At 72.1% G+C, this 16,788-nt stretch carries 16 protein-coding genes; 10 read left to right on the top strand and 6 right to left on the bottom strand.

Going from position 1 to position 16,788, the window contains the following annotated elements:
* Positions 1-164 precede the first annotated feature (164 nt).
* The gene (locus tag ACZ6D7_RS37655) at positions 165-374 is read left to right on the top strand and encodes a hypothetical protein (protein WP_469500773.1); all 210 of its coding nucleotides are present in this window, start codon (positions 165-167) and stop codon (positions 372-374) included.
* 105 nt (positions 375-479) lie between these two features.
* Positions 480-998: a SixA phosphatase family protein gene (locus ACZ6D7_RS37650; RefSeq protein WP_469500771.1), complete on the top strand. Its 519-nt coding sequence runs from the start codon at positions 480-482 to the stop codon at positions 996-998.
* Positions 999-1,124: 126 nt separating this feature from the next.
* Here the strand turns inward: ACZ6D7_RS37650 and serB are convergent, their stop codons facing one another.
* Together serB and ACZ6D7_RS37640 are read right to left on the bottom strand one after the other, a co-directional pair.
* Positions 1,125-2,336 carry a phosphoserine phosphatase SerB gene (serB, locus tag ACZ6D7_RS37645; protein ID WP_469500770.1) on the bottom strand — a complete coding sequence of 404 codons (1,212 nt, stop codon included), beginning with the start codon at positions 2,334-2,336 and terminating at the stop codon, positions 1,125-1,127.
* A 127-nt stretch (positions 2,337-2,463) separates the two neighbouring features.
* On the bottom strand, positions 2,464-4,644 hold the full coding sequence (locus ACZ6D7_RS37640) for a streptophobe family protein (RefSeq protein ID WP_469500768.1): 2,181 nt from the start codon (positions 4,642-4,644) through the stop codon (positions 2,464-2,466).
* A gap of 244 nt (positions 4,645-4,888) precedes the next feature.
* On the opposite strand from ACZ6D7_RS37640, the gene ACZ6D7_RS37635 reads away from it, so the two are divergent.
* Positions 4,889-7,402 (top strand): ABC transporter ATP-binding protein/permease, encoded by a 2,514-nt coding sequence (locus ACZ6D7_RS37635; RefSeq protein ID WP_469500766.1) that lies wholly within the window; start codon positions 4,889-4,891, stop codon positions 7,400-7,402.
* Positions 7,403-7,471: 69 nt separating this feature from the next.
* On the opposite strand, the gene ACZ6D7_RS37630 is transcribed toward ACZ6D7_RS37635, so the two are convergent.
* The 3 genes from ACZ6D7_RS37630 to ACZ6D7_RS37620 all read right to left on the bottom strand — a co-directional run bounded on the left by ACZ6D7_RS37630 (position 7,472) and on the right by ACZ6D7_RS37620 (position 10,289).
* Complete coding sequence (locus ACZ6D7_RS37630; RefSeq protein WP_469500764.1) at positions 7,472-8,206, bottom strand: transglycosylase SLT domain-containing protein; 735 nt, start codon at positions 8,204-8,206, stop codon at positions 7,472-7,474.
* Between the two features lie 281 nt (positions 8,207-8,487).
* Positions 8,488-9,594: an S-adenosylmethionine:tRNA ribosyltransferase-isomerase gene (locus ACZ6D7_RS37625; protein WP_469500762.1), complete on the bottom strand. Its 1,107-nt coding sequence runs from the start codon at positions 9,592-9,594 to the stop codon at positions 8,488-8,490.
* Positions 9,591-10,289 carry an SDR family NAD(P)-dependent oxidoreductase gene (locus ACZ6D7_RS37620; protein ID WP_469500760.1) on the bottom strand — a complete coding sequence of 233 codons (699 nt, stop codon included), beginning with the start codon at positions 10,287-10,289 and terminating at the stop codon, positions 9,591-9,593. The genes ACZ6D7_RS37625 and ACZ6D7_RS37620 overlap by 4 nt, the downstream gene beginning before the upstream one ends.
* Before the next feature lie 240 nt (positions 10,290-10,529).
* Between ACZ6D7_RS37620 and ACZ6D7_RS37615 the strand changes: the two genes are divergently transcribed.
* From ACZ6D7_RS37615 to ACZ6D7_RS37600, 4 genes are all read left to right on the top strand, one after another.
* On the top strand, positions 10,530-11,675 hold the full coding sequence (locus tag ACZ6D7_RS37615; RefSeq protein ID WP_469500758.1) for a GAF domain-containing sensor histidine kinase: 1,146 nt from the start codon (positions 10,530-10,532) through the stop codon (positions 11,673-11,675).
* Entirely contained in the window at positions 11,668-12,309 is a 642-nt protein-coding gene (locus tag ACZ6D7_RS37610; protein WP_469500756.1) for a response regulator, read from the top strand. The genes ACZ6D7_RS37615 and ACZ6D7_RS37610 overlap by 8 nt, the downstream gene beginning before the upstream one ends.
* A 192-nt stretch (positions 12,310-12,501) precedes the next feature.
* Positions 12,502-12,747, top strand: a complete 246-nt coding sequence (gene chpE / locus ACZ6D7_RS37605) for a chaplin ChpE (RefSeq protein ID WP_469500754.1) — start codon at positions 12,502-12,504, stop codon at positions 12,745-12,747.
* A 187-nt stretch (positions 12,748-12,934) separates the two neighbouring features.
* Positions 12,935-13,174 (top strand): chaplin family protein, encoded by a 240-nt coding sequence (locus ACZ6D7_RS37600; RefSeq protein ID WP_469500752.1) that lies wholly within the window; start codon positions 12,935-12,937, stop codon positions 13,172-13,174.
* 99 nt (positions 13,175-13,273) lie between these two features.
* On the opposite strand, the gene ACZ6D7_RS37595 is transcribed toward ACZ6D7_RS37600, so the two are convergent.
* Positions 13,274-14,107 (bottom strand): hypothetical protein, encoded by an 834-nt coding sequence (locus tag ACZ6D7_RS37595; protein WP_469500750.1) that lies wholly within the window; start codon positions 14,105-14,107, stop codon positions 13,274-13,276.
* 154 nt (positions 14,108-14,261) lie between these two features.
* Here ACZ6D7_RS37595 and ACZ6D7_RS37590 point away from each other — a divergent pair, with 154 nt between their 5' ends.
* The 3 genes from ACZ6D7_RS37590 (at position 14,262) to ACZ6D7_RS37580 (ending at position 16,649) form a co-directional block, all read left to right on the top strand.
* Positions 14,262-15,059 (top strand): ABC transporter ATP-binding protein, encoded by a 798-nt coding sequence (locus ACZ6D7_RS37590; protein ID WP_469500748.1) that lies wholly within the window; start codon positions 14,262-14,264, stop codon positions 15,057-15,059.
* A gap of 53 nt (positions 15,060-15,112) precedes the next feature.
* Complete coding sequence (locus ACZ6D7_RS37585; RefSeq protein WP_469500746.1) at positions 15,113-15,544, top strand: NfeD family protein; 432 nt, start codon at positions 15,113-15,115, stop codon at positions 15,542-15,544.
* Between the two features lie 151 nt (positions 15,545-15,695).
* Positions 15,696-16,649 (top strand): SPFH domain-containing protein, encoded by a 954-nt coding sequence (locus tag ACZ6D7_RS37580; protein ID WP_469500745.1) that lies wholly within the window; start codon positions 15,696-15,698, stop codon positions 16,647-16,649.
* Positions 16,650-16,788: the final 139 nt, after the last annotated feature.

Below are 16,788 nucleotides of genomic sequence, written 5' to 3'. Positions count from 1 at the left end.
CCGGGACGGCGATGGTGGGGATAACCCCCCTGTCCCCTAGGGGGTGAGGGTCAGGGTCAAGTGGGTGGATCACCGGATGGGTCGGAGGCCGCGGATTCCGTAACTTCGAGATTGTGACCGCGCCAGGCGGGCCACGGACCACTCGAAGACCTGCGGAGGCACCCATGTCGGCCCAGACGCACACCCGGCCCCACCCGGCCGCTGCCGCGGGCGGCGTCGGCACCCGGCTGCCCTGGTGGGCCCTCGCCCTGCCCACGCTCGCCTTCATCGTCCTGCTCACGCTGATACTCGACCCGGCCGACGCCCACGCGGCCGGCGGCGACCCGGCGATCACACATCTCGTCGAGCGCGTGCGGCAGCTCGTCGCGCGGTAGCCGTGTCGATCACGCCCCAGTGTGCTCCTCGCACCCCCGGGGGGTGAGAAAGCCGCATGTCAACTCCCTGCGCCCCATGGCCTGTTTCATGCGAAGCTGGGAGCCATGAGCGTCGCAGAACCCCGCAGGATCGTCCTCTTCCGCCATGCGAAAGCCGACTGGTCACAGGAGACCGACCATGAGCGGCCGCTCGCCGACCGGGGCCGCCTGGACGCGGCAGCCGCCGGCCGCATGCTTGCCGAGACCGGCATCCCCCTCGACCTGGCCCTGTGCTCCACCGCGGCCCGGACCCGCGAGACCTGGAAGCTCGCGGTCCAGGAGCTCCCACACCGGCCGAAAACCGTCTACGAGGAGCGGATCTACGAGGCGTCCCCGGGCGAGCTGATCGCCCTGCTCAACGAAACCCCGGACGACGTCCACAGCCTCGTCCTGATCGGCCACAACCCGGGTGTCCACGGTCTCGCCGACATCCTGGCCGGCTCCGTCGAGGGCGACGAGGGCGAGCGGATGAACCGCCACGGCTTCCCGGCCGCCTCCTTCGCCGTCCTGACATTCGACGGCTCCTGGAAGTCCCTGGAACCGGCCGCGGCCACCCTCACCGACTTCTGGGCGCCGTTCGAGTGACCGCCGCGGCCCGGACACCCTCCGTCCCGGGACCTCGGACACGCATCAGGGCCCGGCACCGCGCCGGCGCCGGGCCCTCCTGGTCCGCACGCGGGGCGTTCCCGCCCCGTCACGCCCAGGGCGCTCCTACTCCTCGTCGTGGGTGTCCGCCGCCTCGACCTCTTCGCGGGTGATGCCCAGCAGATACAGCACGGTGTCCAGGAACGGCACGTTCACCGCCGTGTGCGCCGCCTCCCGCACCACCGGCTTGGCGTTGAAGGCGACCCCGAGCCCGGCCGCGTTCAGCATGTCCAGATCGTTCGCACCGTCACCGATCGCCACGGTCTGCGAGAGCGGTACGCCCGCCTCGGCGGCGAACCTGCGCAGCAGCCGCGCCTTGCCCGCACGGTCCACGATCTCGCCGGTCACCCGGCCGGTCAGCTTCCCGTCGACGATCTCCAGCGTGTTGGCCTGGGCGAAGTCCAGCCCCAGCCGCTCCTTCAGATCGTCGGTGACCTGAGTGAAGCCACCGGAGACCACACCCACCTGGTAGCCGAGCCGCTTCAGCGTCCGGATCAGCGTGCGCGCACCCGGCGTCAGCCGCACCTCGGCGCGCACCTTGTCCACGACCGAGACGTCCAGCCCCTCCAGCAGCGCCACACGCGCGTGCAGCGACTGCTCGAAGTCCAGCTCACCGCGCATCGCCGCCGCGGTCACCTCGGCGACCTTGTCCTCACAGCCCGCGTGCGCGGCGAAGAGCTCGATCACCTCGTCCTGGATCAGGGTGGAGTCCACGTCCATCACGACGAGCCGCTGGGCCCGCCGGTGCAGGCCCGCGTCCACGACCGCGACGTCCACGCCGAGCGCGGCCGCGTCCGTGACCAGGGCCGGGCGCAGCTGCGAGGTCTCCACACCGGAGATCGCGAACTCGACCGCCGTCACGGGGTACTTGGCGAGCCGGAAGATACGGTCGATGTTGCCGCCGGCCCGGGTGATCCGCGCGGCGATGGCGGCGGTCGCCTCCGCGGTGAGCGGATGGCCGAGCACGGTCACGAGGGAGCGTCCCAGGCCACGCGGCCGGTTGTCGCCGAGGCCCGAGATGATCTCCGCCTGCATCTTGATCGACTCGGCCCAGCTGTGGACCGTCGACCGTAGGTCACCCTCCCGCCCGTGCGGAGGTTCGGTCACGAGCGCGCACAGCACCATGCGGCCACGCGTGACGACCTGCTCGATGTCGACCACGTCGACGGAGAAGGCGGCGAGGGTGTCGAAGAGGCCGGCCGTGATGCCCGGCCTGTCCTTGCCGAAAATCTTGACGAGGAGAGTAGGGACGTCTGAGGACGAAGTCTGCGCGCTCATGATGTACCCCACCGTATCCGGCACCCCGTGCCGAACGCCGCTCAGGTCCGCCCAGCGGACAGGGAACAGTGGACGTCGTGCGGGTGAAGGGTGCCTTACGGCCGCTCCCGCGCGCCCGCCGCACCCTTCACCGCGGCTTCTTCGGCCCCCTCGGAGCGGGCGGCGGTGGCGGGGGAGGGGGCGGCGGACCGTCGTCCGGCCCGGCCCCGCGCGGCCGCCGAGGAGGCAGCGGCCCCATCGGACGTACGACGGTCGGCGCGCCGTACACGTCATCCCCCTGACCGGGCGCCCCACCGGACCCCGGCCCCGGTGACGAGGGCCTGCCGGACCCCGACCCCGACCCCGACCCCGGCGACGACGGCCCCCCGGCCTCCGGCCCGGGCCGCGCCCCACCGGCACTGCGCCCCTCACCCACCGAGGGCTCACCCGGCCGCGCACTCTCGTACGACCTCGCCTGCGGACCCCGGCCGCCGCCACGGTCACTCCGACCGCCGCCGCGCCCCCCACCTCCGGCGTTCCCCGCTCCCCGCCCCTCACCGGCCTGCCCTTCACCGGGCCGCCCCTGACCAGCCCGCCCCTCACCCGGCAGTCCCTGGCCAGGCCGCGCGTCCTGCGGCCCCCGCACCTCCTCCGGTACCCGCAGATACGGGTTGGTCGCCGGATTCGGCGCCCGGTACGACGCGTTCGGCGCGTACGGCCCGGAGCCCTCGCCCCCGCCCTGACGCAGCCCCGCACCCGCCTCGGGCGGACCCCCGACCCCCGCACCTGCCCCCGGCCCGATTCCCGCCCCAGCTCCCGACCCGGCCCCCGCTCCAGCCCCCGGCCCGACGCCCGACCCGGCCCCCACGTCACCCAGTGCCAGCCGCGCCGCCCGCCGGCCCGCCGCCCCCGTGGCGCACGCCAGCAGCGCACCCGCGGCCCCCGCACCCGCGCCCCACGCCGCACCGAGAAGCAGCGCCAGGCCGGCGTTCCCGTGCAGCTCGATCCCCGCACCGAACGCGTCGAAGCCGAGCACGGACAGCGAGGCGTCCACGGACACGGCAGCGAGCCACCCCAGCAACGGCAACGCCACCGCGGTCACGATCCCCAGCCGCAGCGCACACCGCCCCACGAACCCGGCGACACCACCACCCCCGGGCCCGGCCCCGGGCAGCTCACGCCCGCCCGTGCCGCCCCCCACCGGCGTCCGCACCGCGCTCAGCACCCCCGCCAGCAGCATCATCACCGCCGTGGCCACGCCCAGCAGCCACACCCGCCCGTCCAGCTCGGCCAGGCGGCCCAGCGTCACCGACTGACCCGAACGGGAGCCGAGCAGGTCGTCCAGCGGGTCCGGGAGGACCTGGGTGAGAACGCCCGTGGCGCCGCCGTCCCAGGGCACGAACAGGCCGATGGACAGGCCCAGCCACACCCCGTTCGGGGCGCCGAGCAGAGCCGCTCCGGCGATCCGCTTCGGATGCGCGTCGCCGATCGCCGCGTACGCCGCCGCCGCGAGCCCGGCCGCCACGGCCACCAACACCACGGTGACCAGGGCGGACACGGCCGGCCGTACCACGCGGTGCACCGCCTCCCACCCGCGCGGGAGCGGTGTGCGGCGCGAGGCCAGCAGGGCGATCAGTAGGATCCCGGCGGACCAGGCGAGCCCGCCGAGCAGGGTGGGCGCGGTGTCGACGGTGAACCCCACCGCCGCCTTCGCGTCGACCAGATCCCCGATCCGGTCGGGCAGCAGCCCCCCGATGTCCCCGATGTCCCCGAGCCCGGGGATCTCCAGACCGCCGCCCCCGCCGCCCCCGCCTCCGCCTCCGCCGGGCAGGTCGTCCAGCCCGAGCGCGCCGCCGTCGAGCGTGATGACGTCGTGGCCCGCCCAGGCCAGCCCGCCGAGCATCGCCACGAACAGCGCGACCACCGCGCCCGCGCGGGAGAGCAGTTCGGCCGGTGCGACCACAACTCCGGCCGTGCGCAGGGACCGTAGGAAGAACCACGACAGCAGCAGTGCCCCGACCAGGCTCACCCCCAGTGGCGCGATCTCGATGGCCGTGTTCGCCTCGGCGCCCGTCAGCCCGAACGCCGACACATCGCCGGACGGCGTGACCGAGCCGCCGGCCCCGAGGGCCACGACGGCCGCCGTCATCGGGCCCAACGAGCCCGCCGTGTCCGCGCCCAGCAGATGCAGACCGAGCGCGGCCGTCCCGGCCATCCCGATCAACGCCCAGCTCACCGCGGCGATCGCGGACAGCAGTACGTCCACCCACGGCACGCTCCCGCCGTACGCCACGCCCTTGTTGCTCCCGACCCCTGTGCCCGCACTCATGCAGACCCCCCGATCCGCGCGCGGCGGCGAAGATCGCCGCTTCCGTCCCCCTCGCGTGCCTTTACCACTCTCCGGGCCGTTTTCAACCCCGTCAACGGGAACGGCCGATGCGCCCGCGCAGGCTCTTCACAAGGCCCGACTTTCGGTCAGGGGGCCGGGCCTGAAATAGTTCCCGACGATGTTCGACATCCCTAGACTCCCTGTGATGGGGCGTAACTCGGGGGACTACTCAGTGGGGCATGGAGTGCCGGAACTCGTACTGGAATTGAACGGACGCACCTGGACGCTCGATCCGTCCAGGCCATACACCCTCGGACGTGATCCGCAGGGGGACCTCGTGTTCGAGGACGCCAGGGTCTCCTGGCGCCACGCCACGGTCAGCTTCAACGGCCGTGGTTGGGTGATCGAGGACCACGGCAGCACCAACGGCACGTTCGTGCAGGGCCAGCGGATCCACCAGCTGGACATCGGCCCCGGCACGGCGGTGCACTTGGGCAACGCGACCGACGGCCCGCGCGTGAACGTCTCGGGAGCGCAGGCGCCCGTCGCCCAGCCCCAGCAGCAGCCGTACGCCGCGCAGGGCGCGAACCAGGCGTGGGCCCAGCAGGCGCCCCAGCCGCCGGCCGCGAACACCGCGCAGCCCGGCTGGCAGCCGCCGCAGCAGCCCGCCGCACCGCGGATCCCGCAGCAGGGCCAGGGCCCCGGCGTCGGCGCGGGGGCGCCGCCGGTCTACGGCGACCGCAGCCCCACCACGTTCCACCAGTTCTCCCTGGGCCGCGTGATGCGCATCGGCCGTGCCCTGGAGAACGACCTGGTCGTCTCCGACCTCCAGGTCTCCCGCAACCACGCCGAGTTCCACTCGACGCCCGACGGCCGCATGGAGATCCGCGACCTCGGCTCGCACAACGGCACGTACGTCAACGGTCAGCCGATCGCCAAGGGCGGCACCCAGCTGCTCGGCCCCACGGACATCGTCGGCGTCGGCCACTCGACGTTCCGGATCGTCGGCGACCGGCTCGAGGAGTTCGTCGACACCGGTGAGGTCTCCTTCTCCGCCCGCCACCTCACCGTCACGGTCGACGGCGGCAAGCAGATCCTCAAGGACGTCTCCTTCGGCGTCCCGGAGAAGTCCCTGATCGCGGTCATCGGACCGTCCGGTTCCGGCAAGTCGACGCTGCTCAAGGCGCTGACCGGCTACCGCCCCGCCAACCAGGGCGACGTCCTCTACGACAACCGCAACCTGTACAAGCAGTTCGCCGAGCTGCGCCAGCGCATCGGTCTGGTCCCGCAGGACGACATCCTGCACAAGGAACTGACCGTCAAGAAGGCCCTCAAGTACGCGGCCAAGCTCCGCTTCCCGGCCGACACCACGGGTGTCGAACGCGACGCCCGGATCGACGAGGTGCTGCGCGAGCTGAAGCTGGACATCCACAAGGAGAAGAAGGTCACCTCCCTCTCCGGCGGCCAGCGCAAGCGCGTGTCCGTGGCCCTGGAGCTGCTCACCAAGCCGTCCCTGATCTTCCTGGACGAGCCCACCTCGGGCCTCGACCCGGGCATGGACCGCGACGTCATGCAGCTGCTGCGCGGCCTCGCCGACGACGGCCGTACGGTCCTCGTCGTCACCCACTCGGTGGCCGAACTCGCGATCTGCGACAAGCTCCTGGTGATGGCGCCGGGCGGCGCGGTCGCCTACTTCGGTCCGCCGGAGGAGGCGCTGAACTTCTTCGGCTACGACACCTGGGCCGATGTCTTCTCCGCCTTCGAGAACTACCGCGACTACGACTGGGCGGGCCGCTGGAAGGGCTCGCAGCACTACCAGATGTACGCCGCGGACATCGACGCCATCGCGCCGCAGTCCGTACAGGTGCCGCCGATGCAGGCGATGAAGCCGCCGAAGCCGCAGGGCTGGATGTCCCAGTTCGTCACGCTGGTGCGCCGCTATGTCTCGGTGATCGTCTCCGACAAGGGCTTCCTGGCCCTGATGGTGATCCTGCCGGGCGTCCTCGGCGCGGTGAGCCTGCTCATCGACTCCGGCAAGGGGCTGCTGCCCAACGCGCCCAACCCGCAGACCGGCCGGATCATCCCCAACGGCACGGCCACCACCGTCCTGCTGATCCTCGCGGTCGGCGCCTGCTTCGCGGGCGCGGCGAACTCCGTCCGTGAGCTGATCAAGGAACGGGTCATCTACGAGCGGGAGCGCGCGACCGGCCTGTCACGGTCGGCGTACCTGATGTCCAAGGTGTTCGTGCTCGGCGTGATCACCGTGCTCCAGGGTCTGATGGTCGGCGTCATCGGCTTCTCCAGCCGGGAGATCCCGGCGGAGGGCCTGGTGCTCGGCAGCGCGACGCTGGTCGAGCTGTCCATCCCGATCATGGCGCTGGGCTTCACCTCGATGATGTTCGGCCTGATCATCTCCTCGCTGGTGAAGACCGCCGAGAAGACCATGCCGCTGCTGGTGATGTTCGCGATCATCCAGGTGGTGTTCACGGGCTGTCTGTTCACGCTGAACGGCTCGATCGGCGTCAACGAGTTCTCGTATCTGATGCCGTCGCGCTGGGCGGTGGCCGCCGCGGGCGCCACGCTGGACTTCAACAAGATCAGCCCGCCCTCGGACGGCGGCGACACCGACCCGCTGTGGAACCACACGGTCGGCGCCTGGGGCCTGGACATGGCCGCCCTGATCGCCATCGGCGTGATCTGCGGCTTCTTCGTGGCCCGCTTCCTGCGCCGCCACGAGCCCGAGGTCATGCGCAAGTAGCCCGTTCCGTACGACCGCGAAGGGCGGCGCCCCAGGACGGGGCGCCGCCCTTCGGCGTGCGGCAGCGGGTCAGTACGCGCTGTTGACGTTGTCGATCGAGCCGTACCGGTCGGCGGCGTAGTTCGCCGCGGCGGTGATGTTGGCGATCGGGTCGTAGATGTTCCAGGAGGTGCCGGCCACGTGGTAGGCGTTGAAGGTCGGCTGGATCACCTGGAGCAGGCCCTTGGAGGGCACGCCGTTGACGGCGTTGATGTCCCAGTTGTTGATGGCGTTCGGGTTGCCCGAGGACTCGCGCATGATGTTGCGGTGCAGCCCGCTGTAGCTGCCCGGGATGCCCTTGGCGTTCATGATCTCCAGGGACTTGCGGATCCAGCCGTCCAGGTTGTTGGCGTAGCTCTTGACGGCGATCTGGCGGACCGCGACGCGGTGCGTGGAGCGGCTCGCGCCCTCCTTGGCGTCACGCGCGGCGGCGGCCTTGCGGGCGGCGGCCACGGCGGCCGCCTTCCTCTTCGTGGCGGCGGCCTTGGCGGTGGCCGCGGCGGCGGCCTTCCTCTTGGCCACGGCGGCCACCGCGGCCTCCTTCTTCGCCTCGATGGCCTCGACCTTCACGCTCGTGCCGGCCAGCTGGTCGGTCACGCTGCCCTGGACGTCGCGCACGGGCTCGGAGCTGTACGCCACGCGGGCCGAGGGGGCGGCGTCCGTCGTGGTCGTCTGCGCGTCGGCCGGCACCACGGAGAAGGCGAGGGCGGCGGCACCGAGGGTGGCGACACCGGCGATCGCGATCTTGTGAGTGTTCTTGGGCATGGCGGATGGACCTCTTCGAATAGCGCGGAGGTCGCTCTCCTCGTCCGGCGGCGGACAGCGGGTGCTTGAGGCACGAGTGCCGCGGGCGAGAACCCGCGGCACTGAGCGACGGCAGCCATTCTTAGCGGCCGCAAAATGACCAGGCAAAGGTGTGATCCACTATCCCCGATAGTGGATCAGGGAAGGGCAAAACGGGACAGACTGCACAGTCCGTCCCGTTCACTCAGGATCCCCTTATCTCCTATGACCCCTAGTAGGTGATGTGCGCCCTATGTGCGGGCTCACACCCGCCTACCCTCGTTCTCACACGCAGTTGCTGAAGCAATCCCCAGCGTGAGGTTCTCGGCCGGCAGGACGAGATGCACGTCCCCGAACTCGTGCCACAGGTAGAGCTCGCGCTGCGCCTCGTCGTAGCCCCGGTCGATCGCGGCCCGCCCCGCCACCGCCTCCAGCATCAGCAGATGCGAGGCCTCCGGCTCGTGCAGCCCGGTCAGCAGCCCGTCCACCACCCGCACCCCCCGCTCGGGCGTCACGACGAGATCCGTCCACCCCGCACGCGCGCGTACGACCCCGTCCGCACCCGCCGCCGACTCCACCGCCCGCACCGCCGTCGTCCCCACGGCGATCACCCGCCCTTCCCCCGCCCGCACCGCGTTGATCAGCCGGGCCGACGCCTCCGGCACCGCGAACCGCTCCGGATACGGCGGCTCGTGCGCCTCCGCCGAGGCCACCCCGGTGTGCAGGGTGACCGGCGCGAACTGCACCCCACGGCTCACCAGCTCCGCCACCAGCCGCGCGGTGAACGGCCGCGCCGCACTCGGCATCTCCGCACTGCCCGAACCGTCCGCCGACGGCAGCGCGAACACCGTCTGGTACACGGACAGCGGCTGGTCCCGCTCGGTGTAGGAGTAACGGATCGGCCGCCCGTGCTCCCGCAGCAGCCCCGGCACCGCCCCGCCCGACACCCGCGCCCACCACAGCCGCCCGCTGCCCGGGCTCAGCGCCTCCTCCAGCACCAGCAGCACACCCCCGGGCAGCCGCACCTCCGTGCCCGCCGGACCTCCCGCACGCGCGCGTGTGGTGCCCTTCCCGTCCGGATCCCGCAGCTCGACGGCCCACCGCCCGTCGTCCCCGCGCGTGGAGAAGTGCACCACCACAGGCGCGTGCCCGACCCGCCCGTCCACCGCCGCCGCCAGCGTGGGCGAGGTGTTCACCACCAGCAGGTCCCCGGCCCGCAGCAGACACGGCAGCTCCCGGAACGCGTGATGCGCCACCTCCGTCCCGCGTGACACCAGCAGCCGTACGTCGTCCCGGCCCCGCCCGGGCCCGCGCTGCTCGGCCGGCACCCGCGCCGACAGCTCCTCGGGCACCCGCACCGCCAGCGTCATCGCCGGCCCTCCGACAGCGCCGGAGCCGCATACCGCCCGCTCGCCGGCCGCTCGTCCAGCAGCCGCAGGAAGCCCGGCACCACACTGCCCGGCTCCGGCCGCGCCCCGTCGTCGTCCGGCACAGCCGCCGCGTACAGGTCCGTTGCCATGTCCCCGGGGTCCACCGCCCACACCCGCAGCCCCGGCTCCTCCTCGCCGAGCACCGCCGCGAGATGGTCCAGCGCCGCCTTGGAGGCCCCGTAGCCGCCCCACGTCTCGTACGCCTCGGCGGCCGCGTCCGAACTGACCGTGATCACCGCACCCGCCGGCGCCGCCCGCAGCAGCGGCAGCGCCTCCTGCACCAGGCCCAGCGCCGCCACGACGTTCACCTCCAGCGCCCGCCGCAGCCCGGCCGGCGGCAGCGCCTCCAGCCGCACCAGCGGCTCGGCGCCCAGCGCGCTCGCGTTGCTCACCACCAGGTCGCAGCCGCCGAGCCCCCAGGCCGCCGCCACCAGCGCCGACCGGTGCGCGGCGTCGGTGACGTCCCCCGCGATCGCCCGGACCACGGTCCCGTGCCCCTCGACCGCGGCCGCCGCCTCCTTCAGCGCCTCCTCCGTCCTGGCGTCCAGCACCAGATCCCAGCCCCGCGCGGCCAGCCCTTCGGCCAGCGCCCGCCCGAGCCCCTTCGAGGCCCCCGTGATGATCGCTACCGGCATGACAACCGTCCCCTCGTCCGACCGCCTCCGTCGGCGGTGACCCCACCGTAGGAACCGGCCCCCCGGGCCCGCCTCGGACGCGGGACGGGGTCCGCCGGGGCCCTTCGTCGTACGCCGCCGCGCCCGGTCCCCGCGCCCTACGCCGTCGTACGGGGGACCTCCGTCCTAGGCCTGTGGGCCTACCCCCGGGCCGTCACTGGTCCGATCCGCGCTGTCACACCCCGCCGGTACCGTGAGGGCATGAGTCAAGGTCCCCGGTCCGGCCTCGCCGCGGTCAGTTCCGCGCTGCTGGCCATGAGCAGGCATCTCGAGGTGCGCGACGTCCTCAAGACGATCGTCGCCTCCGCCCGGGAGCTGCTCGACGCGCAGTACGCCGCGCTCGGGGTCCCTGACGACCACGGCGGCTTCGCCCAGTTCGTCGTCGACGGCGTCAGCGACGAACAGTGGAAGGCCATCGGCCCCCTGCCCCGCCAGCACGGCATCCTGGCCTCGATGCTGCACGAGGCCCGCCCCGAGCGCCTCGCCGACGTGCGCAAGGACCCCCGCTTCGAGGGCTGGCCGTCCGCCCACCCCGAGATGTCCGACTTCCTGGGCCTGCCCATCCGCGACGGCGACGAGATCATCGGCGCGCTGTTCCTGGCCAACAAGCATTGCCCGAAGCCGGAGGGCAGCTGCGGCTTCACCGAGGAGGACGAGGAACTGCTCGCCATCCTCGCCCAGCACGCGGCCATAGCCCTCACCAACGCCCGCCTCTACGAGCGCAGCCGCGAACTGACCATCGCCGAGGAGCGCTCCCGGCTCGCCCACGAGCTGCACGACGCGGTCGCCCAGAAGCTGTTCTCCCTTCGCCTGACGGCCCAGGCCGCCGCCGCCCTCGTCGACCGCGACCCCTCCCGCGCCAAGGGCGAGCTGCAGCAGGTCGCCACACTCGCCGCGGAGGCCGCCGACGAACTGCGCGCCGCCGTAGTGGAGCTGCGCCCCGCCGCCCTCGACGAGGACGGCCTCGTCGCCACCCTGCGCACCCAGATCCAGGTCCTCGACCGCGCCCACACCGCGCGCGTGACGTTCACCAGCCGCGGCGTCCGCGCCCTGCCCGCCGCCCAGGAGGAGGCGCTGCTGCGCGTCGCCCAGGAGGCCCTGCACAACGCCCTGCGCCACTCCGGCGCGGAACACGTCGACGTGACCCTCCACAAGCGCGGCACCGACACGGTCCTGCGCATCACCGACGACGGCAGCGGCTTCGAGCCCGCCACGATCCGCCGGGCCGGCCGCCACCTCGGCCTGGTGTCGATGCGGGACCGGGCCGGCGGCGTCGGCGGCACGCTCACGGTGGAATCGGCGCCCGGCAAGGGCACCACGATCGAGATGGAGGCCCCCGGTGGCTGACGCAATCAAGGTGCTGATCGTCGACGACCACCAGGTCGTCCGCCGGGGCCTGCGCACCTTTCTGGAGGTCCAGGCCGACATCGAGGTCGTCGGCGAGGCCGCCGACGGAGCCGAGGGCGTCGAGCGCGCCGAGGAGCTGAAACCCGACGTCGTCCTGATGGACGTCAAGATGCCCGGCATGGACGGCGTGGAGGCCCTGCGCAGGCTCCGTGAGCTGGACAACCCCGTGCGCGTCCTGATCGTCACCAGCTTCACCGAACAACGCACGGTGGTCCCGGCCCTGCGCGCCGGCGCCGCCGGGTACGTCTACAAGGACGTGGACCCCGACGCCCTCGCCGGCGCCATCCGCTCCGTCCACGCCGGGCACATCCTGCTCCAGCCGGAGGTGGCGGGCGCCCTCCTCGCCCAGGAGGAGTCCAACTCGGGCCAGGGCAGAGGCGGCTCGCTCACGGAACGCGAGCGCGAGGTGCTCGGCCTGATAGCGGACGGCCGCTCCAACCGCGAGATCGCCAGGGCCCTCGTCCTCTCCGAGAAGACCGTCAAGACCCACGTCTCGAACATCCTGATGAAACTCGACCTCGCCGACCGCACCCAGGCCGCGCTCTGGGCCGTACGCCACGGCGTGACCGGCTGAAACGCTCTCCGCACGGCCCCACGGAGGCGATCCGGAGGGCGATACGGACGGCAATACGGAGGGTTCCGCTCCGGGCTGAGATTCATACCGTCGTGGGAATGTCCCCCGAACGGCGCAACCTCCGGGGAGCCCCGCCGTTCTCCAGTGCGTGCCGCGGCGACTGCCGCGGCCGTCGCTAGGAGGACTCGAGAAGTGAAGAACCTGAAGAAGGCAGCGGCCGTGACGATGGTGGCCGGCGGCCTCGTGGCCGCGGGGGCCGGCATGGCCTCCGCCACCGACGGCGCCACGGCCCACGGCGCGGCCAAGGGCTCGCCGGGCGTCGTCTCGGGCAACGTCGTCCAAGCCCCGGTGCACATCCCGGTCAACGCCGTCGGCAACAGCGTCAACGTGATCGGCGTGCTGAACCCGGCCTTCGGCAACCTGGGCCTCAACCACTGAGGTCCCGCCGTACCGACCTCCGGCCTCCCTCGGCGCCCACACGAGGGAGGCCCGTCCGTTTGTCACCCCAATGATCCGAACGGGCAGTCCTCCGGCTTTGCCCCGCACCGTTCCCGATCACCGCCGCGTTGATCAGCGCACGGCCCGCGGGTCGGGTCGGACACGTACACGCAGGAGGATCTCACCCATGAACATCGCCAAGAAGGCTGCCGTGGCCCTCTCCGTCGCCGGCATCGCCGCCGGTGCCTCGGCCGGCGCCGCTGTCGCCGACTCGGGTGCAGAGGGCGCGGCCGTGAAGTCGCCGGGCGTCGTCTCCGGCAACGTCGTCCAGGTCCCCGTCCACGTCCCCGTCAACGTGGTCGGCAACACCCTCAACGGCTTCGCCCTGCTGAACCCCGCGTTCGGCAACACCGGCGTGAACGACTGACGTCACCGCACACCGCGAAGGGGCCCACGTGTCGACGACGACACGAGGGCCCCTTCGCATGCGCCGGACCGGCGACACCGCCGGTCCGGCGGCCCGCGCTCATCCCCGCTCCCGCTCCTCCACATACGCGTTGTACGCCGCGACCTGCGCCCTGCGAGCCGTACGCTCCACCGGCCGCAGCGCCTCCGCCCGCGCCGCCATCTCCCCGGAGCTGACCGCGCCCCCGTGCCCGCTCTCACCAGCCAGAGACACCAGCAGCCCCACCCGCTGCGCCAGCTCCAGCACCCGCACCGCCCGCGGCGGATACCCCGGCGCCAGCACCTCCCGCCCCCTCCCGCCCGTCGCCCGACCACCGCCCCTCAACGAGGCGCTTCGCGCCGTCCCATCGACTTGCGCCCGGTACGCGTCGATCGCCGCCTCCGCCACCGGCCCCGACCCGGCGACGTCCAGCCGCGACAGCACCGCCGTCGCCTCCCGCAACGCCTCCGCCAGCTCCCGCTCGGCCTCACCCAGCGACGGCACATCGGCCGGCGGAGCCTCCCGCACCGGCAGGCAGTGCCACACCACCTCGACATGCACATCACCGGCGGGGCCGGCCTCGGACACCTCCGGCACCAGACCCAGCGCGGCCCCGTGACAGACCACCGCCTCCTCGGCCTCGATCGCCCGCGCGTTGAACTCGGGCGGCCCGCTCAGCCCCAGCGGATGCCCCGGCGCGGGCAGCGCCACCCGCAGCCCGGTCACCCCCATCGCCCGCAGCCGGCCGAGCGCGAGCGTGAGCCCGACCGGCCCCGACTCGCCGGGCAGTCCCTCCACCCGGTGCACGGCGTCCTCACCGACGACGGCGAGTACGGCGTCGTCCGGCGAGACAAGTCCGGCCAACAGGGCATTTCCCCAAGCTGCAAGGCGACCAGAGCGCGATTCCGAGAGCATGTCTCCACCCTAAGGACCGGACCGATGGAACGGCCCCCCCGACCGGTGGCGTAGATTTTCCCGAGGGGCCGCGCCCACCCAAGCGCGGCGGTCCGAGCCACCGGCGCCCGCGACAACCGAGACCGGCCACACTGCAAGGGGAGACAACGCGCCAATGAGCGATGTTCTGGAGCTTCAGGACGTATCCGTGGTCCGCGAGGGCCGGGCTCTGGTGGACCAGGTCTCCTGGTCGGTCAAGGAAGGCGAGCGCTGGGTCATCCTCGGCCCCAACGGAGCCGGCAAGACGACTCTTCTGAACATCGCCTCCACCTACCTCTTCCCCAGCTCCGGCACCGTCTCCGTCCTCGACGAGACCCTCGGACAGCCGGGCACCGACGTCTTCGAACTGCGCCCCCGCATCGGCATGGCCGGCATCGCCCTCGCCGACAAGCTCCCCAAGAGCCAGACCGTCCTCCAGACGGTCCTGACGGCCGCGTACGGCATGACGGCCGCCTGGCAGGAGGAGTACGAGGACATCGACGAGCAGCGCGCCCGCGCCTTCCTCGACCGCCTCGGCATGAGCGAGTACCTCGAGCGGAAGTTCGGCACCCTCTCCGAGGGCGAGCGCAAGCGCACCCTCATCGCCCGCGCCCTGATGACCGACCCCGAGCTGCTGCTCCTCGACGAGCCCGCCGCCGGTCTCGACCTCGGCGGCCGCGAGGACCTCGTACGCCGGCTCGGCCGCCTCGCCCGCGACCCGATCGCCCCCTCCATGATCATGGTCACCCACCATGTCGAGGAGATCGCCCCAGGCTTCACCCACGTCCTCATGATCCGTCAGGGCAAGGTCCTCGCAGCCGGCCCGGTCGAGCTCGAACTCACCTCCCGCAACCTCTCCCTCTGCTTCGGCCTCCCGCTCGTCGTGGAACAGGTCGGCGAACGCTGGACCGCACAGGGCCTGCCCCTGTCCTGACCGCCCCTCCCGCGCCCTGTCGGCGGCACGGCACTCGGACCTACCATGACCGTGTGAACGACATCGAGGCGTGGGTGTGGTGGCTCGTCGGCGCGGCAGCGCTGGGAATCCCGCTCGTGGTGACCGCGATGCCGGAGTTCGGCATGCTCGCGGTCGGCGCGGTGGCCGGTGCGATCGCGGCGGGACTCGGCCTCGGCGCCGTGGCCCAGGTCCTCATCTTCATCGCCGTGTCGGTCGCCCTGATCGCCGTCGTACGGCCCATCGCGGCCCGCCACAGCGCACAACGCCCCCGACTCGCCACCGGAGTGGACGCGTTGAAGGGGAAGCAGGCCGTCGTACTGGAGCGCGTCGACGGCTCGGGCGGCCGGATCAAACTCGCCGGAGAAGTCTGGTCGGCGCGCGCCCTCGACACCGACCGCGCCTACGAGGTCGGTCAGGAAGTCGACGTCGTGGAGATCGAGGGGGCCACGGCGATCGTCATCTGACCTTGTACAACTCCCGTACGACGCAAGTGAACCGAAGACCTCCCGAGGTACACGACGGTCTGTCACACTCGACCAGCAAGATCTTCAACAGCCATAAGATCTTCCAAAAGGCGCTCGAGTCGGAGACGCGGAAAAGGGGACGGGGAGCACGATGGAACCAGTCATCATCGTCTTGATCATTCTGGTGGTGTTGGTCTTCATCGCCCTGATCAAGACGATCCAGGTCATTCCACAGGCCAGCGCCGCCATCGTCGAGCGATTCGGCCGCTACACGCGGACGCTCAACGCCGGCCTCAACATCGTCGTCCCGTTCATCGACACCATCCGCAACCGCATCGACCTGCGCGAACAGGTCGTCCCGTTCCCGCCGCAGCCGGTGATCACCCAGGACAACCTGGTCGTCAACATCGACACCGTCATCTACTACCAGGTGACCGACGCCCGCGCCGCGACCTACGAAGTCGCCAGCTACATCCAGGCGATCGAGCAGCTCACCGTCACCACGCTCCGCAACATCATCGGTGGCATGGACCTGGAGCGGACCCTCACCTCCCGCGAGGAGATCAACGCGGCCCTGCGCGGCGTCCTCGACGAGGCCACCGGCAAGTGGGGCATCCGCGTCAACCGCGTCGAGCTGAAGGCGATCGAACCGCCCACCTCCATCCAGGACTCGATGGAGAAGCAGATGCGCGCCGACCGCGACAAGCGCGCCGCGATCCTCACCGCCGAAGGTACGCGCCAGGCGGCCATCCTCACCGCCGAGGGCGAGAAGCAGTCCCAGATCCTGCGCGCCGAGGGTGAGGCCAAGGCCGCCGCCCTGCGCGCCGAGGGCGAGGCCCAGGCCGTCCGCACGGTCTTCGAGGCCATTCACGCAGGCGACCCAGACCAGAAGCTCCTCTCCTACCAGTACCTCCAGATGCTCCCGAAGATCGCCGAGGGAGACGCCAACAAGCTCTGGATCGTGCCCAGCGAGATCGGCGACGCCCTCAAGGGCCTGTCCGGCGCCATGGGCAACTTCGGTGGCCTGGGCGGAGGTTCGAGCTCGTCCGGCGGCAGCTCCGAGAAGAAGATCCCGGAGCGCAGGGAGAAGCCGTCGATCGACTGACACCGCGCGGACGTGGGGGGGGGGGGGCCCCCCCCGGGGGGGGGGGGCCCCCCCCCCCCCCCCCCCCCTCACCACTACGGGGCCAACCCCTACCGCCGGTCCGGCCGCCCCTCCTCCCCCCCCCACCCCCTCATCTCCT

Source organism: Streptomyces sp. NPDC041784 (assembly GCF_055591025.1).
Note: the sequence above shows the minus strand (reverse complement) of the source record. Positions and strands in the feature narration are given on the sequence as shown.